The 20,381-nt window shown below is 67.5% G+C and carries 14 protein-coding genes; 8 read left to right on the forward strand and 6 right to left on the reverse strand.

Annotated elements, in window-relative coordinates:
* Positions 1-373: 373 nt before the first annotated feature.
* Together DES44_RS17155 and DES44_RS24720 are read left to right on the forward strand one after the other, a co-directional pair.
* Complete coding sequence (locus DES44_RS17155; protein WP_232309909.1) at positions 374-1,066, forward strand: chalcone isomerase family protein; 693 nt, start codon at positions 374-376, stop codon at positions 1,064-1,066.
* 296 nt (positions 1,067-1,362) lie between these two features.
* Complete coding sequence (locus DES44_RS24720) at positions 1,363-1,551, forward strand: hypothetical protein (RefSeq protein ID WP_147307117.1); 189 nt, start codon at positions 1,363-1,365, stop codon at positions 1,549-1,551.
* On the opposite strand, the gene gph is transcribed toward DES44_RS24720, so the two are convergent.
* Positions 1,530-2,195 (reverse strand): phosphoglycolate phosphatase, encoded by a 666-nt coding sequence (gene gph / locus DES44_RS17160; RefSeq protein WP_058933569.1) that lies wholly within the window; start codon positions 2,193-2,195, stop codon positions 1,530-1,532. The genes DES44_RS24720 and gph overlap by 22 nt on opposite strands.
* Before the next feature lie 25 nt (positions 2,196-2,220).
* The gene (gene map, locus DES44_RS17165; RefSeq protein ID WP_058933568.1) at positions 2,221-2,967 is read right to left on the reverse strand and encodes a type I methionyl aminopeptidase; all 747 of its coding nucleotides are present in this window, start codon (positions 2,965-2,967) and stop codon (positions 2,221-2,223) included.
* A gap of 179 nt (positions 2,968-3,146) precedes the next feature.
* Between map and chrA the strand changes: the two genes are divergently transcribed.
* Positions 3,147-4,469, forward strand: a complete 1,323-nt coding sequence (gene chrA / locus DES44_RS17170; RefSeq protein ID WP_083525267.1) for a chromate efflux transporter — start codon at positions 3,147-3,149, stop codon at positions 4,467-4,469.
* On the opposite strand, the gene DES44_RS17175 is transcribed toward chrA, so the two are convergent.
* Positions 4,466-5,788, reverse strand: a complete 1,323-nt coding sequence (locus DES44_RS17175; protein WP_058933567.1) for an Nramp family divalent metal transporter — start codon at positions 5,786-5,788, stop codon at positions 4,466-4,468. The genes chrA and DES44_RS17175 overlap by 4 nt on opposite strands.
* Before the next feature lie 499 nt (positions 5,789-6,287).
* Positions 6,288-8,876, reverse strand: a complete 2,589-nt coding sequence (locus DES44_RS25670; protein WP_058933566.1) for a sigma-54-dependent Fis family transcriptional regulator — start codon at positions 8,874-8,876, stop codon at positions 6,288-6,290.
* A gap of 285 nt (positions 8,877-9,161) precedes the next feature.
* Here DES44_RS25670 and exaC point away from each other — a divergent pair, with 285 nt between their 5' ends.
* On the forward strand, positions 9,162-10,682 hold the full coding sequence (gene exaC / locus DES44_RS17195; protein WP_058933565.1) for an acetaldehyde dehydrogenase ExaC: 1,521 nt from the start codon (positions 9,162-9,164) through the stop codon (positions 10,680-10,682).
* A gap of 50 nt (positions 10,683-10,732) precedes the next feature.
* On the opposite strand, the gene DES44_RS17200 is transcribed toward exaC, so the two are convergent.
* Positions 10,733-12,283, reverse strand: a complete 1,551-nt coding sequence (locus DES44_RS17200; protein ID WP_058933564.1) for a methyl-accepting chemotaxis protein — start codon at positions 12,281-12,283, stop codon at positions 10,733-10,735.
* 271 nt (positions 12,284-12,554) lie between these two features.
* Here DES44_RS17200 and DES44_RS17205 point away from each other — a divergent pair, with 271 nt between their 5' ends.
* The 4 genes from DES44_RS17205 to DES44_RS17220 all read left to right on the forward strand — a co-directional run bounded on the left by DES44_RS17205 (position 12,555) and on the right by DES44_RS17220 (position 19,482).
* Positions 12,555-13,640: a carbohydrate kinase gene (locus DES44_RS17205; protein WP_058933563.1), complete on the forward strand. Its 1,086-nt coding sequence runs from the start codon at positions 12,555-12,557 to the stop codon at positions 13,638-13,640.
* A 69-nt stretch (positions 13,641-13,709) separates the two neighbouring features.
* Positions 13,710-14,657, forward strand: coding sequence for a pseudouridine-5'-phosphate glycosidase (locus tag DES44_RS17210; RefSeq protein ID WP_058933562.1), 948 nt, complete (start codon positions 13,710-13,712; stop codon positions 14,655-14,657).
* Between the two features lie 360 nt (positions 14,658-15,017).
* Complete coding sequence (locus tag DES44_RS17215; protein WP_058933561.1) at positions 15,018-16,331, forward strand: efflux RND transporter periplasmic adaptor subunit; 1,314 nt, start codon at positions 15,018-15,020, stop codon at positions 16,329-16,331.
* A 10-nt stretch (positions 16,332-16,341) separates the two neighbouring features.
* Entirely contained in the window at positions 16,342-19,482 is a 3,141-nt protein-coding gene (locus DES44_RS17220; RefSeq protein ID WP_083525266.1) for an efflux RND transporter permease subunit, read from the forward strand.
* Between the two features lie 386 nt (positions 19,483-19,868).
* Here the strand turns inward: DES44_RS17220 and DES44_RS17225 are convergent, their stop codons facing one another.
* A complete protein-coding gene (locus DES44_RS17225; protein WP_198164886.1) occupies positions 19,869-20,348 on the reverse strand; it encodes an arsenate reductase/protein-tyrosine-phosphatase family protein in 480 nt (159 codons plus the stop codon).
* Positions 20,349-20,381: the final 33 nt, after the last annotated feature.

Here is a 20,381-nt window from a genome sequence, read left to right on the forward strand (position 1 = left end):
GCCTCAAGCGGCATCCGGCACACGCGTGCGTCGTCTCAGGTCGCCTGTTGGACCTGCCCCGAGCTTGTGCGGGTGCAGAAGGTGATGACGGTGGCCCGAGGTCCGGGATCGGAGGATCCACGCAGGAGGGACAGCGGGCGGCAAGCAGCAGGCGGCTTCAGGTGAAGTCGTGCGGGCGTCGCCAGGGCCAGGCTCCCCGGTCGTTCGACCCCTTGATGTGCTTGCGCGTGATGAACATAGTGGGAGCACTATAGCAGGATGACTCCCGATGTGTTCGGGCTTGCGCTTCCCGCATACTCTCTTGCAGAGCCGGTCCGCCATGGGTGATGTTGCGTGCGGAGCCGGCCGATCCTCGAGGAGGAAGGAGAGAGACATGACACTTACCAAGCTGGCCGCGTCTGTTCTGGCGGTCTTGTCCCTGCTGTCGATGTCGGCCCATGGCCAGGCGACGGCTGGATCTGGCGCTTCGGGGGCGGTGGCGCCGGCGGCGTCTGGCACGTTGGGGGCTGCGGCTGCGGCTGCGCCGGCACCCGCAGCCGTGCCCCATCCCATTGAAGTGGCCGGTGTGAAGTACGACGGGCAGGCGGAGGTGGCGGGGCAGAAGCTGGTGCTCAATGGCGCCGGCATTCGCTACAAGGCGATCTTCAAGGTCTACACCGCCGGGCTGTATCTGACCACGCGGTCCAATACGCCCGACGGGGTGCTGGCCAACGCAGGACCCAAGCGGCTCTACATCCAGATGCTGCGGGACATCGACGGGGAAGAGCTGGGCAAGCTCTTCACCAAAGGCATGGAGCAGAACGCCACTCCCGCGGAGTTCGCGAGCGCGATCAACGGGGTGCTGAGGATGTCGGAAATCTTCGTGCAGAAGAAGAAGCTCAACACCGGGGAATCGTTCGGGGTCGACTTCATCCCCGGTACTGGCACGGTGGTGTTCGTGAATGGCAAGCCGATGCCGGGTGAAGCGATCAAGGAGCCGGCGTTCTTCAATCTGCTGCTGAAGATCTGGCTGGGGAAGTCGCCAGCAGACAACGGGTTGAAGACGGCGCTGCTGGGCGGGAAGTGAGTTTTTGCCCGGTCTCTCCGGGTGGGACTCTGAGGGGAGCGTAGGAGGGGGTTTTGCTCACAAGCTGCCCCCCGCCGGTGGAGCGCAGGGAGAGGGCCTGGGTGGCCCCTTTCCTCCATGTCCTCCGGCCCCTCCGGGGCCTCCCCCTTTTACTTACGGAAAGGGGCCACCCAGGCCCTCTCCCCACATCACCGCGCGCTGCCACGAACCTCCTGCGAGGGTACGACTACGTGGCGTGAGGCTTCGCGTGCGAAGCGATCAAGGACGGCCTCCCCTCCCTTCGACCGGAGCTCTTCATGTCTACGAAAGAACATCGCGCCCTTGACCCGCTCATCCTGCGCTTGAAAGAAGCCAGCCTACGGAAGCTGATCGCCGCGGCCAATGATGCGTTCCGCAACGGAACGCTGCGCGAGGTCCGGCATGGAGTGGGCCTGCACCCGCAGCCCAACCAAAACTGTCAGGGTCAGACGGGAACCAGCCACTGATCCAGCCGGTCCAGGTAGACATCGGCGCGAACATCCCGGATAGGCTGGCCATGGTTGTAGCCGTAGCTGACCAGCGCCACCGGGCAGCCTGCCGCATTCGCGGCCTTGGCATCATTGCTGGAGTCGCCCACCATCCAGGTCGTCGCCGGGGACGTGCCCAGCGCCTCGCAGGTCTTGAGCAGCGGCAGCGGGTCCGGCTTCTTGCGTTCGAAGTCGTCTCCGCCAAACACGTGGTCGAAGTAGACGTCCAGCGCCTTGCGCCGGAGCAGGTCACGCGCAAATGCGGCCGGTTTGTTGGTCAGGCAGGCCATCGGCAGGCCCAGCGCGCGGATCTGCCGCAGCCCCGCTTCCACGCCAGGAAAGACGTCGGCATGCGTGCCGTTGAGCACCTCGTAGTGACGCTGGTAGAGCGTCCACGCCGGCTCGTACTGGTCCTGCGAGCCGCCGACTTCCCGCAGTACGCTGCGGATCAGGTGCTCGCTGCCCTGGCCGATGGTGTGCTCGACGAACTCGCGGGACACGCGCGGTAGCGCCAGGTCGTCCAGCACCTGCGACAGCACGGCAACGAAGTCGCCCAGCGTGTCCACCATCGTGCCGTCGAGGTCGATCATGAAGCCCGTCGGGGCAGGTTGAAGCATGCTCATGACGTTCACCGATTCAATCCGCCGCTCAGTGCTGCGTCACCACGATCGGGTCGCCCTGCGTGATGATCATCGTGTGCTCGTACTGCGCGGACAGGTTGCCCGGCACGCCCACCAGGGTCCAGCCGTCGTCGGTCTCGTTGACGATGCGGCTCTTGGTGGAGAGGAAAGGCTCGATGGTGATGACCATTCCTTCCGTCAGCAGCCGCTTGTCCTTCGGGTCGAAGTAGCCGGGAATGTGTTCCGGCGCCTCATGCAGCGCGCGGCCCACGCCGTGGCTGCCCAGGTTCTCGATGATCTTGAAGCCGTACGACTTGGCCACGCGCTCGATGGCCGCGCCGATGCCGCTGATGGGCTGGCCGGCACGGGCCTGCTTCATGGCCTGTTCCAGCGCCGTGCGGGTGGCATGGCACAGACGCGTCTTTTGCGGATTGGTCGGAGGGATGACTCGCGTGCCGCCGGTGTCGGCGAAATAACCGCCCAGCTCGGCCGACACGTCCACGTTCAGCACATCGCCAGCACGGATCACGCGGCCGCCAGGAATGCCGTGCGCCGCTTCTTCGTTGATGCTGATGCAGGTGTAGCCCGGGAAGTCGTAGGTCAGCTTCGGGGCGGAACGGGCGCCGTGCTGCTCCAGCAGCTGCCCGCCCAGGCGGTCCAGCTCCAGCGTGGTCATGCCCGGCTCGGCCGTCTCCAGCAGTTCTTGCAGCACCAGCGACACGATGCGACCAATGCGCTTCAGGCCAACGATGTCGTCTTCGGATTCAACGGTCATGGGATCTCCAGTCGGGGCTGTTCGAGCGGTGGAGACCACATCGGAACAAAAAGGGGCACTTGAAGCGTGCGAGTACTGCGTGCGCCCGCCGGAAAACCCGGCGGCCTCGCGCCGCAGGTTACCAAAACACCGGCGGGCCCGCTGTCACGGGGTCACAGAGCGCGGCCACAATCCGCCCCATGCAGCCGCTGCCCCCTTCCGCACCGACACCGACATCGACCTCACCCGCACCGCTTCAGTCCCCCGCCGGCCATTGGGCGGAGGTCCTGAAGGCGTTCCTCCTGCTCGGTCTGACGTCGTTCGGCGGGCCGGTCGCGCACCTGGGGTACTTCCGGGCGGCGTTCGTCGAGCGTCGCCGCTGGCTGACAGAGGCCGACTATGCCGATCTGGTCGCCCTGTGCCAGTGCCTGCCGGGCCCCACCAGCAGCCAGGTCGGCATCGGGCTGGGGCTGCATCGGGCCGGCAGCGCGGGCGCCCTGGCCGCCTGGGTGGGATTCACCGCCCCTTCGGCGGTCCTGATGATGCTGGTGGCGCTGGGGGTACAGCACGGCACGTCGCCACTGGCCGCTGGCGCCCTGCACGGCCTGAAGGTGCTGGCCGTGGCGGTGGTGGCGCAAGCGGTCTGGGCGATGGCACGCAGCCTGTGCCCGGACTGGCCGCGAGCGCTGCTGGCCGTCATGGCCGCCGTGCTGGTGCTGACACTGCCCCCCGCTGTCGGACAAGTCGGGGCGCTTGCGCTGGGTGCTGTCGTCGGCCTTGGGTGGCTCATGTCCGCGCCGGCACCGACGACGGGCAGCCCGGTCGTACCTTCGGATCCGAAGGCGCCGTCACGGCTGGATCCGCAGACGAGCCGGCCCTCGGCGTCCCCGGTGAGTCGCCGCATGGGGTTGATGGCCCTGCTGCTGTTCCTGGCGCTGATGGGCGCGTTGTTCCTGGCGGCTCACGGCACAGGCTCCCGCTTGTGGGGCGCCCTGTGGGTCTGTTACCGCGCCAGCTCGCTGGTGTTCGGCGGGGGCCATGTGGTGCTGCCGATGCTGGAGGCGGGCATGGTCCAGACGGGCTGGATGAGCGCAGAACAGTTCCTAGCCGGATACGGCGCCGCGCAAGCCGTGCCCGGCCCGCTGTTCACCTTTGCCGCGTATCTCGGCGCCACGCTCTCCATGCCCGGCGTGGCCAGTCCGTGGCTGGGCGCCCTGCTCCTGCTGACCGCCATCTTTGCCCCCGCCTGGCTCACCCTGTTCGCCGCCCTGCCGTACTGGCATGGGCTGCGGCAGCAGCCGCGGGTGCGCAACGCGCTGGCCGGGATCAATGCCGCGGTGGTCGGTGTGCTGGCGGCGGCCTTGATCACACCGGTGGGCAGCAGCGCCATTCAACATCCCTTGGATGGCGCGATGGCGGTGGCGGCGATGGTGCTGTTGATGCGACTGCGCTGGTCGCCAGTGATCCTCGTGCTGCTCATGTCAGCCGCTGGTGCCGGGCTTGTCGCGTTGGGCGCGGCCTAAAGTACCCCCACCAGCGACGCCAGCAGCGCCACGTTCGCCACACTCACCGCGCCAAAAATCGTCCACGCCATGCCACGCAGCCACGGCCCGCTGGCAAAGCGCCCCATCAGCGCCGCATCGCTGGTCATGCGAATGAGCGGCCACATGGCAAACGGCAGTTGCAGGCTCAGCACCACCTGACTCGCCACCAGCAGCCGCCCCACGCCCCCTTCTCCCAGCCACCAGACCCCCAGGAACGCAGGCACCAGCGCAATCGCACGTGTCACCAGCCGTCGCTGCCAGCACGGAATCTTGAGCTGCAGGAAACCTTCCATCAGCACCTGCCCGGCAATGGTGCCGGTGAAGGTGGAACTCTGGCCCGCCGCCAGCAGCGCGATACCAAACAGCAGCGATGCCAACGTGCTCCCCACCAGCGGGTCCAGCAGGTGATAGGCGTCCTGGATCTCCGTCACCTCGGTATGCCCCTTGGCATGGAAGGCGGTGGCGGCCAGGGTCAGAATCGCGGCGTTGATCAGTAGCGCCAGCGCCAGGGACACCAGCGTGTCCCAGGTGCACAGCCGCAGCCCGTCCTGCAGCTCCGCAGGATCCCGGCCAATGCGGCGCGTCTGGACGATGGACGAATGCAGGTAGAGGTTGTGCGGCATCACCGTCGCTCCCAGGATGCCGATGGCCAGCAGCAGTGCATGACGGTCATGCACTGCCAGACCGTTGGGCACAAAGCCCTGCGCCACGGCCCGCCAGTCCGGCCCCACCAGCACCAGTTGCACCGCAAAGCACACGCCAATGGTCATCACCAACCCGAGGATGATGGCCTCCACCTGGCGGAACCCGCGCCCTTTGAGGCCCAGCACGATCAGCGTGTCCAGCGCCGCCAGCGCCACCCCGCTCATCAGCGACATGCCGAACAGCAGATGCAGCGCCAGCGCAGTGCCCAGCACCTCCGCCACGTCGCAGGCAATGATGGCCAGCTCGGCCATGAACCACAGGCTCAGGTTGACGGGTCGGCGGTAGCGCGCCCGGCAGGCCTGGGCCAGATCCATCTGGGTGACGATGCCCAGTCGCAGCGACAAGGTCTGCAGCACCATGGCCGCCAGGCTGGAGGCCAGCACCACCCACAGCAGGGCATGGCCGAAACGCGAGCCGGCCTCGATGTCGGTGGCCCAGTTGCCGGGATCCATGTAGCCGACCGAGACCAGCAGACCGGGCCCGGCCACCTTCAGCAGGCGGCGCCACAGCGGCCCCTGTGTCGGCAAGGGAATGGAACCGTGGACCTCGGAGGGACAAAACGGCGCAGTAGCGGTGGTGGGCAGTCCAAACATGGACGTGCATTGTGCGGGGACGCCGGCCCGTCTGCTCCTCCCCAGTGGCAAACCCGTGCCCCCTGCGCCCGGCTGTGGCGACGGAACCGCAAAAAGACGAAGGGCGGACCTCCGCTAGAAGTCCGCCCTATCCCTTGCCCATCACCTCAAGTCGTCCGGCTTTCGCCTCTGCGGTTCAGCCACCATCTCTGTTCCGCATGGGTTGAAGATTACGCCGCTGCCGGCTCGGCAGACAGTCAAGGATGCCGACAGCCCCCCTCGGAGAATCCAGCAAAGCCGTGTCGGTCGATGACTGACAAGGATGACGGACGCGACGCAGCGCAGCCGGCCATGTAGCCAGCGCTGCAGCCGTGATCGCAGCGGTCCATGCAGGGTCTGCGCAGGGTCTGCGCAGAGTCAGCGCAGGGCCAGTGCAGGGTCAGTGCAGGGCCAGTGCATGGCCCGTGCAGGGCCAGCGCAGCGGTCAGAGCGGCAGTCACTGGTGCCATAAAGGCGACCATCAGCGCAGCATGCGATACAGAGTATTCCGCCCTATGCCCAAACGCCGGGCCGCCTCGGAGACATTCCCTGCGCATGCAGTCAACACCTGGCGCGCATGCGCCTGCGCGTGCTGGCGAAGCGCCTCGCCGGCCTCCGGACTGACGTCCAGGGAGGATTGCGTCGCAGGCTGGAGCTTGCGGGGCCGCGGCGCAAGACCGCTGCACGTCGCGGGGCCCTCCACCCCACGCGCACCACCCGCACCGTTCGCACCGTTCGCACCGTTCGCACCGTTCGCACCGTTTGCACCGCTCGCACCGTTCGTACGGCTCACGCCGTTTGCGCCGTTCGCACTTCTTGCACCACCCGCACCACCGGCACCGCCCGCCTCACCCGCTCCGCACACCCCGGCCGCCCCGTGTGCGTCCATCCCGATGCCGGTCAGGTTTTCCAACGCGCCTTGAAGGTCCTCCGGCAGATGTTCAATCCGGATCTCTTGCTCCCAGGGCTCCAACATCGCCATCGCCACCCGCAGCGCCTGCTCCAGCTGCCGAATGTTGCCGGGCCATTCATACCGCAGCAGCGCCGTCATGAGGCTGGGCTCCATCGTCACTGCACGGGGCGTCTGCACGGCCACACGAGGCAACAGCCGCTGCACGAGCGCGGCGAAGTCCGTACGCGCTCGCAGCGGAGGCACCGTCAAGGCCAGCCCATTGATGCGGTAATACAGATCCTCCCGGAAGCGCCCTTGCTCCACCATCTCCCGCAGCGGCCGGTGGCTGGCGCAGATCAGCTGCACATCCACATTCACCGCGGCGCCGCCGCCCAGCGGCTGGACCTGCCGGTCCTGCAACACGCGCAGGAGTCGAGCTTGCATGGGCAGCGGCATGTCGCCGATCTCATCCAGGAACAGGGTGCCACCGTGCGCCTGCCGCAGGCGCCCTGTGGCACCGTCACGCGAGGCCCCGGTGAACGCACCGCCGCGGTAGCCGAACAGTTCTGCTTCGATCAGCCCTTCCGGCAGCGCCGCACAGTTAACCGCCACATAGGGCCCCTTGCAGCGCGATCCGCTGTCGTGCACGGCGCGGGCCAGCACGTCCTTGCCGACACCGGATTCGCCTTGCAGCAGCAGCGCAATCGGCTTGTCCAGCACCTTGTGAAGGCGGCGCAGCAATTGGTGGACGGCCGGGTCGCCCAGATCCAGGGCGGCCAGGGCCGGCGGCAACTCAAGGTCCGGACGCCGGGTGGCGGCTGGGTCTCTTCCAGGCGACCCGGGATTCGGCGCCAGCAGGGAGGAAGCGTCGGCGGTGAGCTCGACAGACGTCTCGGCGCAGGTTCCGTGCTCGATAGACAAAGGGCCAATCGTGTTGACTTCGGCCACCGGGTCGCGCTGGTCGAGTGCAGCACGGGGGGTGTCGTTGACGTTGATCTGGTCGATCTTCACTGCGCTGGAAGTGGCGAGGTTGAGGTAAGGTTGATTGGAGGTGCCAGTGCCAGTGCCAGCGTCAGTGCCTGTGCCGGCTCCAGTGGCACTGCCAGCACCAGCACCAGCACTAGCGTCAGTACCGGTGTCCTTGGCGATGCGGGCGCCAGTGCCAGCACCGGTCGCAGCGTCCGCATCCCTCGCATGCGCCAGCGACGGCGACGGCAGACCCATGCCAACCATCCGCCGACGCCAGCCCACAGGCACGCTCGCCCGCATCCACAGCGCCGGTGCGTCGCCCTCCCGCCGCATCAGCTGCGGCGCCGCGTCGTCCATGCAGGCCCAGCGCAGCACTGCCAGCCAGTCCATCGGCAGCACCGCCTCCAGTCGAAGCGACCGAGCCGCCTCCTCGCCCAGCCAGCCCAGCGCCGTCTCATTGGCCCCAATGATCCACCCCTCTTCACTCACCGCCAGCAGCCCTTCGCCGGCCGTCCCCAGGCCCTCGCGCTCGGGATGCAATTGCAGCCGCAGCGCATCCGCATGGCGCGTCTGGAACAGCCGGTGCTCGACCGACCGGGCCGCCATCCTCACCAGCGCCAGCGTGTGGCGATGAAAACTCCGCTGCTCGCCGGAAATGTCCAGCACCCCCAGCACCCGCCCCTGCGGGTCGCGGATCGGCGCTGCGGTGCAGCTGAGGAAGCCGTTGCGCTCCAGGTAGTGCTCACCGCCCATCACCGCCACCGGCCGCCGCTCCACCAGCGCCGTCCCGATGGCATTGGTCCCGCGCCACCGCTCGTCCCAGATGGCCCCCGGCCTCAGCGCCACGCGCTGGGCACGGTCCACGAACCGGCCGTCTCCCAGCGCCTGCAGCAGCAGCCCCTGGCCGTCAGAGAGGATGACCAGCCCGTCGCTGTCCCGCGTCTGGGCAAACAGGTCCTGCATCACCGGCCGCGCATGGGCCACCAGTTCATGCTGCTGCTCAAGCGCCCGCATCAGCTGCGCCGACGATGCATGCGGCGCCCCGGGCGTGCGTCCCACTGGACTGAGCCCGGCCGCATGGCTGCGCAACCAGCTGCGGCACAGGCCCGCGTCCGGCAGGTTCAGGCGCAGTTCGCCGGTCTCCAGCAGTTCCCGCCGGGCGGCACGCAGCCGGCTCGGCGCCACGGCGGCGATCGAGGTCTTGGACATCGCTTGTCTCCTGGCGGCGGTTGATGCCTGGCGCCGCAGCGTCCAGGCTCCGCACTGTTCCATCGTGGAACACCTGTTCCTGCTGCGTGAAAGCGGAACAGGTGCACCCCGGCATCCTCACCCTTCCCGCGCCGGATGGGAAGAGGCTTTACGCAGCCCTGCCCCCGGCTTGACCCAGGTTCCGGCGGATTCGCGTTGGACCGAGGCCGTTTCCGCGCCAGGGCCGTCGCTGGCACGGTGTCTGCAATGTCCATCCCGCCCATCAACCAACAACGGAGACCGTCCATGATCTATGCCCAGCCTCATCAAGAAGGCGCCTTGGTGCAGTTCAAGCCGCGCTACGACAACTTCATCGGAGGCCGCTGGGTGGCGCCGGTGGAAGGCCAGTATTTCGATGTGATCACGCCGATCAGTGGCAAGGTCTACACCCAGGCGGCCCGCTCCGGCGCCGCGGACATCGAACTGGCGCTGGATGCCGCCCATGCCGCCGCCGCGAGCTGGGGCGCCACCCCGGCCGCCGAGCGGGCCAATGTGCTGCTGCGCATTGCCGACCGGATCGAGCAGAACCTGGAAAAGCTGGCCTACGCCGAGACGGTGGACAACGGCAAGCCGATGCGCGAGACGCTCAATGCCGACGTGCCGCTGGCGGTCGATCATTTCCGGTACTTCGCCGGCTGCCTGAGGGCGCAGGAGGGCGCGCTGAGCGAGATCGACGCCCACACCGTCGCCTATCACTTCCATGAACCGCTGGGCGTGGTCGGCCAGATCATTCCCTGGAACTTCCCGCTGCTGATGGCAGCGTGGAAGCTGGCACCGGCCCTGGGCGCGGGCAACTGCGTGGTGCTCAAGCCGGCCGAATCCACGCCCGTCAGCATCCTGCTGATGGCCGAGCTGATTGCGGACCTGCTGCCGCCCGGCGTGCTCAACATCGTCAATGGCTACGGCAAGGAAGCGGGCATGCCGCTGGCGCAGAGCAAGCGGATCGCCAAGGTGGCCTTCACCGGCTCCACCGCCACCGGGCGCGTCATCGCACAGGCGGCTGCCACCAACCTGATTCCGGCCACGCTGGAGCTCGGCGGCAAGAGCCCCAACATCTTCTTCCCCGACATCGCCGCCCAGGACGACGACCTGCTGGACAAGGCAATCGAGGGCCTGGTGCTGTTCGCCTTCAACCAGGGCGAGGTCTGCACCTGCCCGTCGCGGGCGCTGATTCATGAGTCCATCTACGACACCTTCATCGCCCGCGCCATTGATCGCGTCAAGGCGATCCGCCAGGGCAATCCGCTGGACACCGAGACGATGATGGGCGCCCAGGCCTCCTCCATGCAGCTGGACAAGATCCTGTCCTATCTCGAGATCGGCAAGCAGGAAGGGGCGCAGTGCCTGATCGGCGGGGGGCGTGCGCAACTCGGCGGCGACCTGGCCGGGGGCTATTACATCCAGCCGACCCTCTTCAAGGGCAACAACCAGATGCGCATCTTCCGGGAGGAGATCTTCGGCCCGGTGCTCGCCATCACCACCTTCAAGACCGAGGACGAAGCGCTGGCCATTGCCAACGACACGCCCTACGGGCTCGGGGCCGGCGTGTGGTCGCGGGACATCAACACCGCCTTCCGAATGGGTCGGGCCATCCAGGCGGGCCGGGTCTGGACCAACTGCTATCACGCCTACCCGGCCCATGCCACCTTCGGCGGCTACAAGGAATCCGGCATCGGTCGCGAGACCCACAAGATGATGCTGGACCACTATCAGCAGACCAAGAACCTGCTGGTGAGCTACTCGCCGAAGAAGCTGGGCTTCTTCTGATGGGCTTCGTCTGAGGCCAGGGCCTGCCCCGCCGCACCGCGTGGCCGGGCTCAGCTCAGGCGGAACACGGACACCGCCTGCACCAGCTGCGTGGCCTGCTTCTCCAGGCTGTCGCTGGCGCCGGCGGACTGCTGCACGAGCGCAGCGTTTTGCTGGGTGGTCTTGTCCAGGTCGCTGACGGCCGCGCTGACCTGGGCAATGCCGGACGCCTGCTCCCGGGTCGCATGCCCGATGGAGGAGATCAGCCCGCTCACCCGCTGGATCTGCTGCACGATGTCGTTCATGGCGCGGCTGGCCTCGTGCACCTGACGTCCGCCCGCCTCGACCCGCTCGACGCTGTCGCCGATGAGCGTCTTGATCTCCCGGGCGGCCTCGGCGCTGCGCTGCGCCAGACTGCGCACTTCGCCGGCCACCACCGCAAAACCCCGTCCCTGCTCGCCCGCCCGCGCCGCCTCGACGGCCGCATTGAGCGCCAGGATGTTGGTCTGGAAGGCAATACCGTCGATCACGCCGATGATGTCGCCGATCCGCTTGCTGGAGGCGGTGATGCCTTCCATGGTGGTGTTGACCTCCCGCACCACATCCCCGCCCTGCGCCGCGGCGGCCGTGGCCTGCACCGCGAGTTCCTCGGCCTGCTTGGCCGCGTCGGCATTGCTCTTGACCGTGGCACTCATCTGTTCCATGGAAGCGGCCGTCTGCTCCAGGCTGGCGGCAGCCTGCTCGGTGCGGGCACTGATCTCGTTGTTGCCGGTGACCAGATGACCGCTGGAGGACTTCACCGTGACCACCTGGTCCGCGATGTCGTCGATGACCCAGCGGAACATCAGCCCCAGCTGATTGACCGAGCGCAGGGCCATGCCGATTTCATCGACCCGGTCGAAATCCACTCCGTCGCGCGCATCGCCGCCCGCCACCCGGCGGGCATGCTCGGCCAGCGTCTGCACCGGGCCGATCACCTGCTGCTCCACGAAGGCCATGGCGGCCAGCCCGACCAGCACCAGCGCCGCCGTCCAGCCCAGGGAAGCCGTCAGGCTGGACGCGCTGGCGAGTTGGGCAGCGACGGCCAGCACGAGCAGCACCAGCATCGGCAGCCTCAGCCGCCAGCGCACGGGCAGGGTCTTGCGCCAGTTGCCCAGCCCGGCCAGTCCACTGCGCAGCACGACGCCTTCGTGAAAGCGCACGCCCTGGGCCTTGCCTTCCCGCATGTCCTTGTAGAGCGCCTCGGCGCCGGCCACCTCTTCGGCGGAGGGCTTGGTGCGCACCGACATGAAGGCAATCGGCCGGTCGTTGCGCAGGATGGGCGTGGCATTGGCCCGCACCCAGTAATGGTCGCCATTCTTGCGGCGGTTCTTCACCAGGCCGGTCCAGCTGCGCCCGGCCTGCAGCGTGGCCCACATGTCGCGGAAGGCCTCCGGCGGCATGTCAGGGTGGCGAATCATGTTGTGCGGCTGCCCAGCCAGTTCTTCCGAACTGTAGCCGCTGGCCTCGATGAAGGCGTCGTTGGCATAGCGGATGTAGCTCTGGGTGTCCGTGGTGGACATGAGCGTTGAATCGTCCGGGATGTCATAGGCCTGTTGGGTCACCGGCAGGTTTTGGCGCATCGGGTCCTCCTTCTTTGTGGATGCAGTGGGCCGTCCGGCTCCGGGTTGGCGTGTCGGGGCGTTGCCCGCGGCAGCACTCGAGACAGGGACGCCTACACAAATTTTGCGTCTTTTGTTTCAGCGTCTAACAAGGTTATGCCAACGCCGTGCGCAGCGGAACTCTGCGCGTCCACTGCTTTGAGAATCGACAAACTTGCGCAGTCAGCAATTCACGGTTTCCGGTTTTAAGGACATTTGTCTTTTTGTTCAAACAAATGTCTAGAATCGCCGCATGAACAGTTCCAAGGACCAGTTGCTCGCCCTGGTCGAAGCCAATCCCTTCATCACCCAGCAGGCCCTGGGCGAGGCACTCGGTCTTTCCCGCTCGGCGGTGGCCGGCCATCTGGCGCAGCTGGTGAAGGACGGCCGCATCCTCGGGCGCGCCTATGTCCTGCCCAGCCGGCAGCCGGTGGTCTGCATCGGCGGGACCAATCTGGACCGCAAGCTGCGCTCGCTGGAGGCGCCACGCCTGGGCAGCTCCAACCCCGCCCGGCAGTTCGAATCACCCGGGGGCGTGGCCCGTAACATCGCGGAGAACCTGGCGCGGGTGGGGCTGCCGGTCCACCTGCTCACCGCCGTCGGACGGGATGCCGCCGGGCAGGCCCTGCTGGCGGAGCTGCAGACGCTGGGGGTGGACTGCTCCGGCTGCCTGCAGGCGGCCGACGCGCCCACCGGCAGCTACACCGCCGTCCTGGACGAGCAGGGCGACCTGATGCTGGCCATGGCCGACATGGCCCTGACCGACCGGCTGGACACCGACTTCATCCGGCGCTGCGCGCCCCATCGCGCCGCCGCCCGCTGGCTGGTGGCCGACCTGAACCTGCCAGCGCCCTCGCTCGCGCTGCTGCAGGAAGAAGCGAAGGCCCGCCAGCAGCACCTGGTGGTGGTGGCCGTGTCGGCGCCCAAGATGCAGCGCCTGGGCCCCACGCTGGAAGGCATCGACCTGCTGGTGCTCAATCGCACGGAGCTCTCCGCGCTGCTGGGCCAGCCGCTGGAGACCGACGCCGCGCTGCGGGACGCGTGGTTGACACTGCGCTCGCGCGGCCTTCGGCGACTGGTGATGAGCGACGGCGCCAACGGCGTTCGCTTCAGCGAAGGGGAGGCCCTGGCCTCGCTGGCGGCGCCCAAGGTGCCGCGCAGTCGGATGCGCGAGGTGACCGGCGCCGGAGATGCCCTGTCCGCCGGCATCGTGGCGGCACTGCATGGCCAGCCGGAGGACCTGCGCGCCGCCTGCAGGCTGGGTCTCACGATGGCCGCCCTGACGCTGCAGACGGACGCCACGGTCAGCCGCGAGCTCAGTCCGGCCTTGCTGGCCTGACGCCACTGACGCCACTGACGCCACCCTTCTCTGCCCCCCGACCCTTTGTCGATTGAACGAAAGCCCCTCATGACTGCCTCCACGCCCCTGACCCGCCCCGACGCCCAGTCCCTGGTCGCCTTCTCTCCCGAGGTGGCCGCCGCGCGGGAGGCCGGCCGTCCGATCGTGGCGCTGGAGTCCACCATCATTTCGCATGGCATGCCCTATCCCCAGAACGTGCAGACGGCGCGCGAGGTGGAAGCCATCATCCGCGACCATGGCGCCGTGCCCGCCACCATCGCCGTGCTGGACGGACGCATCCGCATTGGCCTGGACGACGCCCAGCTGGAACTGCTGGGTCGCTCGCCCGAGGCGATGAAGCTCAGCCGCCGGGACCTGCCCTACGCCCTGAGCGCCGGACGCATCGGCGCCACCACCGTGGCCGCCACCATGATCTGTGCCCACCTGGCCGGCATCGAAGTGTTCGTCACCGGCGGCATCGGTGGCGTGCATCGCGGCGCCGAGACGTCCTTCGACATCTCTGCCGACCTGCAGGAACTGGCCCGCACCCCGGTGGCGGTCGTGTGCGCCGGGGCCAAGAGCATCCTGGATCTGCCGCTGACGCTGGAATACCTGGAAACGCATGGCGTGCCGGTGGTGTCGGTCGGGCAGGACAACTTCGCCGCCTTCTACACGCGGGACAGCGGGCTGAAGGCGGACTTCCGCATCGATGCTGCTGTGCAGCAGGCGGCTTTCCTGCGCACCAAGTGGGCCCTGGGTCTGAGCGGTGGCGTGGTGATCAGTAACCCCGTGCCGCACTCGGACGAGATGCCGGCCGTGCGCATCCAGGGTTTCATCGAACAGGCCCTGGCCGAAGCGCAGGCCGGTGGCATCAGTGGCAAGGCGGTGACGCCCTACCTGCTGGCCCGCATCAAGGACCTGAGCGGCGGCGCGAGCCTGGCCACCAACATCGCGCTGGTCAAGCACAACGCCAAGGTCGGCGCGGCACTCGCGGTGGCGCTGGCGCAGCAGCGCTGATCGCCGGCGCGCTCCGCGTCATTCGCCCTCCCCTCGCTGGTCTGCGCATCACTGGCCTGAACATCACGGGCCTGCACGTCGCGGGCCTGCGCGTCACTCGCGCTTCATGACACCTCCGTGACAGGGAGGCGCGCCGCCTGCCCTGGACGGAAAGACCTTCAAGCCCCTTCGGACAAGCCGCAGCATCATGACGTCCGGCACCCCCGCGCCTGCGAAAACTTCCCGCTGGCGGACAGTGCCTCGCTCCAATCGCACAGGTTCGCCGGGACAATCCGGTCATTAACGGACCCGAAACAATGGTCAGCAAACGCTGCCCTAAGCTTTCGCGCCCTGCCAGCCGTCGTTGGAGAAAGTCTAAGCATGCGCCGCAAGCCTGTTGTCCTGTCGCTGATCATCGTTCTGCTGCTCGCCGGCGGCGCGTGGTGGTGGAAATCCCGCGGCTCGCAGACAGCGCAGGCGCAAGCCGGTCAGGGGTCGGCAGCGGCGCCCGGCGCTCGGGCCTCGGGCGCTGGCGGTGTGCAGACGGTGGGCGTGGTGACGGCCCGCCAGCAGGATGTGCCGGTGGTGGTGGAAGCCAGCGGCACGGTGGCCGCGCTGAACCAGGTCGACATCCGGCCCCAGACCACCAGCACCGTGCAGGACGTGCTGGTGAAGGACGGCCAGTCGGTGACCAAGGGCCAGTTGCTGTTCCGCTTTGACGGCCGGGCCGACCGCGCCAATCTGGACAAGGCCCGCGCGCAGCTGGCGCGCGACAAGGCCGCCCTGGCGGACCTGCAGCGCCAATACAACCGCGCCAAGGAATTGGTGGACCAGAAGTTTGTCTCGCAGAGTGCGCTGGACACCGCCCTGGCCAACCTGGAAGGCGGCCGCAGCCTGGTCACCGCCGATGAAGCGGCCGTGCAGTCGGCCCAGGTCGCCCTGAGCTACAACGAGATCCGCGCTCCCTTCAGCGGCCGCGCTGGTGCCGTCAATGTCTGGCCGGGCAGCCTGGTGCAGGCCAGCGCCACCGGCACGCCGCTGGTGAACATCGTGCAGATCGACCCGGTCGGCATCACCTTCAACCTGCCGGAGACCGAGCTTGCCCCGGTGCTGGAAGCCATGCGCCCTGGCGCTGATGGCGCCCGTCCCACACCGCCGGAAGTGCTGGTCATGCAGGCCGGCATCGACGCCGGCAAGACCACTGCCAAGACGGAACCGGTGGCCCGCGGCAAGCTGATCTTCGTGGACAACCTGGTGGACGCCAGCACCGGCACCATCAAGCTCAAGGCGGAGTTCGAGAACAAGCAGCAAAAGCTCTGGCCCGGCCAGTACCTGCGGGTGCGCATGCTGCTGCGCACCATCAAGAACGCGGTGGTGATTCCGCAGGCGGCGGTGATCCTGCGCGGCACCGATCGCCAGGTGTATGTGGTGGGTCCGGACAAGACGGCCCAGCTCAAGACGGTGCGCCTGCGTTATGTCTTCGGCGAGATGGCGGTGGTGGACGGCGTGGAGCCGGGCGCGACCGTGGTGCTGGACGGCAAGCAGAACCTGCGCCCTGGCGTGCAGGTGCGCACCCAGCCGGCGGCGGTCGACCCGGCCGCCGCCGCTCGCCAGCAGGCGCAAGCCTCCGAAGCTGCCGCCACCCGAGTGGCCGCAGCCTCCGGCGCCGGCAAGACCGACGCCAGCGGCGAATGAAAGGTCCGGCATGAACCTCACCGAATTGTTCATCCGGCGGCCCGTCATGACGGTGCTGCTGAACATCGCGCTGGTCATCGGCGGCCTGGCCGCCTGGAGCCGCATTCCGGTGGCCGCGCTGCCCAGCTTCAACACGCCCATCATCAACGTGCAGGCCACACTGGCCGGGGCCAGCCCGGACACGATGGCCTCGTCGGTGGCGCTGCCGCTGGAGAAGCAGTTCTCCACCATCGCCGGCATCACCACCATCTCCTCGACCAACACCCTGGGCAACAGCTCGCTGACGCTGGAGTTCGATCCCTCCCGGGACATCGACGCAGCGGCGGTGGACGTGCAGGCCGCGCTGTTCCGCGCGCTGCGCTCGCTGCCCACCGAGATGACGACACCGCCGTCCTACCGTAAGGTGAATCCCGCGGATGCGCCGGTGCTGCTGGTGGCGCTGACCTCGCCGTCGATCAACCTCTCCGAGCTCAATGACTATGCGGAGAACCTGATCACGCCCAGCCTGTCCACCATCGACGGCGTGGCGCAGGTGTCGATCTACGGCCAGAAGCGTTATGCAGTGCGCATCAAGGCCCGCAACGAGCTGCTGCAGCAGCGCAACATCACCCTGGACGAGCTGCAGGCCGCCATTCGCGGGGCCAATGCCAACACGCCGGTCGGCACGCTGGACGGCTCGCGCCAGACCCTGACCATCCAGGCCAACAAGCAGCTGCGCGACGCGCAGGCCTTCGGCGGCATCGTGGTGGCCACGCGCAATGGCGCGCCGGTCTTCCTGCGGGACGTGGCCGACGTGCAGGACAGCTTCGAGACGGTCAAGTCCTTCTCCAACTTCAACGGCGAGCGCTCCATCGTCCTGGCGGTGCAGCGGCAGCCGGATGCCAACACGGTGAAGGTGGTGGACGCGGTCAAGGACATGCTGCCGCGCTTTGCCGCGCAGCTGCCGGCCTCGGTCAAGATGAGCACGCTCAACGACCGGTCGGTGTCGATCCGCGAGTCGCTGCATGATGTGTATTTCACGCTGGCGCTGACCGTGGTGCTGGTGGTGATGGTCATCTTCCTGTTCCTGCGGCGGATGGTGGCCACGCTCATCCCGACGCTGTCGCTGCCCATCTCGCTGATCGGGGCGCTGACGCTGCTCTACGCGCTGGGCTACAGCCTGGACAACATTTCGCTGCTGGGCATCACGCTGGCGGTGGGGCTGGTGGTGGACGATGCCATCGTGATGCTGGAGAACATCGTGCGGCATGTGGAGGACGGCATGGCGCCGTTCGACGCCGCCATCCGCGGGGCGCGGGAGATGTCCTTCACCATCCTGTCCATCTCGATTTCGCTGGTGGCGGTGTTGATTCCGATCTTCTTTATGCCGGGGGTGATCGGGCTGCTGTTCCATGAGTTCGCGGTGGTGGTGTCGCTGGCCATTCTGGTGTCGGCGGTGGTGTCGCTGACCCTGGTGCCGATGCTGTGCAGCCGCTTTCTGAAGCATCACCATGAGGCGAAGGAAAACGCGCTGGGCCGCGTGTTCGAAGCAGGCTTTACCCGTCTGGTGAACTTCTACACCCGCACGCTGGACTGGGCGCTGGCCCATCGGATAATGGTCGGGGGCGTGGCGGTGTTGAGCTTCATCGCCAGCGCCTGGCTCTACATCGCGATTCCCAAAGGCTTTTTCCCCGAGGAAGACATTGGGCAGATCCAGGCAAGCACCGAAGCGTCGGAAGACATTTCCTTCGCGGCCATGACGGTGATGCAGGAGCGGGTGGCGGAGATCGTCAAGAACAATCCGGCGGTGGCCAGTGTGTCCGCCGCGGTGGGTGGCGGGGGTGGGGGCGGTCAGGTCAACACCGGGCGTCTGTTCATCAACCTCAAGCCGCGCGGGGAACGGCCGGCGATGCCGCAGGTGCTGGAGTCGCTGCGCAAGGACCTGCGGGCCGTGCCCGGCATCGCCGTGTATCTGCGGCCGGTGCAGAACTTGCAGCTGGGGGGGCGGCAGTCCAAGAGCCGCTATCAGTTCACGCTGCAGTCGGTCAGCGCGGGGGAGCTCAACAGTTGGGCGGAGAAGCTGCAGGGCAAGCTCAAGGCGGATCCGATCTTTCGGGATGTGACGAGCGATTCGCAGTTGCGCGGGCTGCAGGCGAATCTGGTCATCGATCGGGAACGCGCGACGCTGCTGGGCGTGCAGATGCAGGATCTGCGCAATGCGCTCTACAGCGCTTTTGGCGAGCGTCAGGTGTCCAGCATTTATGCGGAGAGCAATACCTATCAGGTGATCATGGAAGCGACCGATGGGGATCGGTTGAGTGAAGACGCGTTCAGCAGGATTTATCTGCGCGGCAAGAACGACACGATGGTGCCATTGACGGCCTTCGCGAGCGTGAAGCGGGAGTTGGGGCCGACGGCGGTGAACCATCAGGGGCAGTTGCAGGCGGTGACGCTCAGCTTCAACCTGGCGCCGGACGTGCCGCTGGGGCAGGCGACCGGCAAGGTGGATGGCTATGCGCAGGAGATCGGTCTGCCGCCGACCATCATCACCAGTTATGGCGGGGATGCGGCTGTGTTCAAGGACTCGCAGGGCGGGCAGTTGATGCTGATCGTGCTGGCGGTGGCCGTCATTTATGTGCTGCTGGGCGTGCTGTATGAGAGCTACATCCATCCGATCACCATCCTGGCAGGCCTGCCGTCGGCCGCGGTGGGGGCGCTGATCACGCTGGAGTTGGCCGGCATGGAGCTGACGGTGATCGCCACCATCGGCATCCTGATGCTGGTGGGCATCGTGAAGAAGAACGCGATCATGATGATCGACTTCGCGCTGGATGCGCAGCGTAACGGCGGGATGTCGCCGGCCGAGGCGATCCGAGAGGCCTGCATTCTGCGCTTCCGGCCGATCATGATGACCACGTTGGCCGCGCTGATGGGTGCGTTGCCGATTGCGCTGGGGCTGGGGGCAGGGGCGGAATTGCGTCAGCCGCTGGGCCTGGCAGTGGTCGGCGGGCTGATCCTGTCGCAGGCGGTGACGCTCTACATCACGCCCGTCATCTATCTGGCACTGGACCGCTTCAGCGGGACCGGGCCGGATACGCGGGAAGTGGCGCCGACGCGGTTGACGGAACATCCGGTCGCGCCTGCGCATCCTTTGCCGGGGCAAGCGGACTGACGTTCGGCATCGAGGCCGCAAGGGGATCGAGGCGCGGTGGCTGTCAGCTCACTGCGCCGCTGGGGGGCGTAGGGATCGGGTGACTGTGCTGGAAGGGGCAAGGTTTTGGCTGACTGCGCTGGAAGGCGCAGGGGCAGGCACCTTTTGCTTCATGTCCTCCGCCCCTTTCGGGGCTCCCCCTTTTACTTCCGCAAAAGGCACCCGCCCCTGCCCCTTCCGGCATCCAGCGTGGCCACGAGGCACGGCGCTAATCGTCGCAACATGCCTCTTGAAAAGCCTGGTCGTCTGGGTGCGGCGCACGCCCTCTCGCGCGAGGCCGTCAGCGGCTGGACCTCACAACATCCGAGACGGCGGTGGGCTCTGCGGGACGCAGACGTGGGCCCCTGCTAGTCCGAAGTGAAGTGGCGCATCAGCGCCGCAGGCGCCGGCCAGGCCTGCGTCCGGGCCTCGATCAGGTCCAGTACACGCTCGAAACCCTCGGCCGTGCCAAAGTAAGGATCGGGCACTTCGTCTCGGCCCAGGCCCGTCATGCCCTGCAGAAACAGCGCTAGGTGGGCGGGCGAGCGGGCAGGACGAACCGACTCCAGGCCACGTAGCACCTCACGGTCCATGGCCAGCAGCAGGTCGAATTCGTCGAAGTCTTCGGGGCGCACGCGCCTTGATCTCCAGCGGCGGTCCAGTCCGTAGCTGCGGGCGTGCAGCGCCTGCAGCGCACGCTTGTCCGCCTCCTGTCGGCGCGACGAGGCCCAGACGCCAGCCGATGCCACCTGCGTCAGGCCCAGTCGCGTCGCATGGTCCCGCAGCACAGCCTCGGCCATGGGAGAGCGGCACAGATTGGCTGCGCAGACGATGAGGAGACGGGTCACGTGCGAGTGGCGGGCTGGTGTGCGGGTGGGCCT

This window comes from Roseateles depolymerans (assembly GCF_003387155.1).
Classification (GTDB): Bacteria; Pseudomonadota; Gammaproteobacteria; order Burkholderiales; family Burkholderiaceae_C; genus Roseateles; species Roseateles depolymerans.

Excerpts from the sequence above, each read along its gene's own strand:
- DES44_RS17210 (WP_058933562.1), top strand. The coding sequence starts at position 13,710 with ATGACTGCCTCCACGCCCCTGACCCGCCCCGACGCCCAGTCCCTGGTC.
- DES44_RS17205 (WP_058933563.1), top strand. The coding sequence starts at position 12,555 with ATGAACAGTTCCAAGGACCAGTTGCTCGCCCTGGTCGAAGCCAATCCC.
- DES44_RS17175 (WP_058933567.1), bottom strand. The coding sequence starts at position 5,788 with ATGTTTGGACTGCCCACCACCGCTACTGCGCCGTTTTGTCCCTCCGAG.
- chrA (WP_083525267.1), top strand. The coding sequence starts at position 3,147 with ATGCAGCCGCTGCCCCCTTCCGCACCGACACCGACATCGACCTCACCC.
- DES44_RS25670 (WP_058933566.1), bottom strand. The coding sequence starts at position 8,876 with ATGTCCAAGACCTCGATCGCCGCCGTGGCGCCGAGCCGGCTGCGTGCC.
- DES44_RS17220 (WP_083525266.1), top strand. The coding sequence starts at position 16,342 with ATGAACCTCACCGAATTGTTCATCCGGCGGCCCGTCATGACGGTGCTG.
- DES44_RS17215 (WP_058933561.1), top strand. The coding sequence starts at position 15,018 with ATGCGCCGCAAGCCTGTTGTCCTGTCGCTGATCATCGTTCTGCTGCTC.
- DES44_RS17200 (WP_058933564.1), bottom strand. The coding sequence starts at position 12,283 with ATGCGCCAAAACCTGCCGGTGACCCAACAGGCCTATGACATCCCGGAC.
- gph (WP_058933569.1), bottom strand. The coding sequence starts at position 2,195 with ATGAGCATGCTTCAACCTGCCCCGACGGGCTTCATGATCGACCTCGAC.
- map (WP_058933568.1), bottom strand. The coding sequence starts at position 2,967 with ATGACCGTTGAATCCGAAGACGACATCGTTGGCCTGAAGCGCATTGGT.
- DES44_RS17155 (WP_232309909.1), top strand. The coding sequence starts at position 374 with ATGACACTTACCAAGCTGGCCGCGTCTGTTCTGGCGGTCTTGTCCCTG.
- DES44_RS24720 (WP_147307117.1), top strand. The coding sequence starts at position 1,363 with ATGTCTACGAAAGAACATCGCGCCCTTGACCCGCTCATCCTGCGCTTG.
- exaC (WP_058933565.1), top strand. The coding sequence starts at position 9,162 with ATGATCTATGCCCAGCCTCATCAAGAAGGCGCCTTGGTGCAGTTCAAG.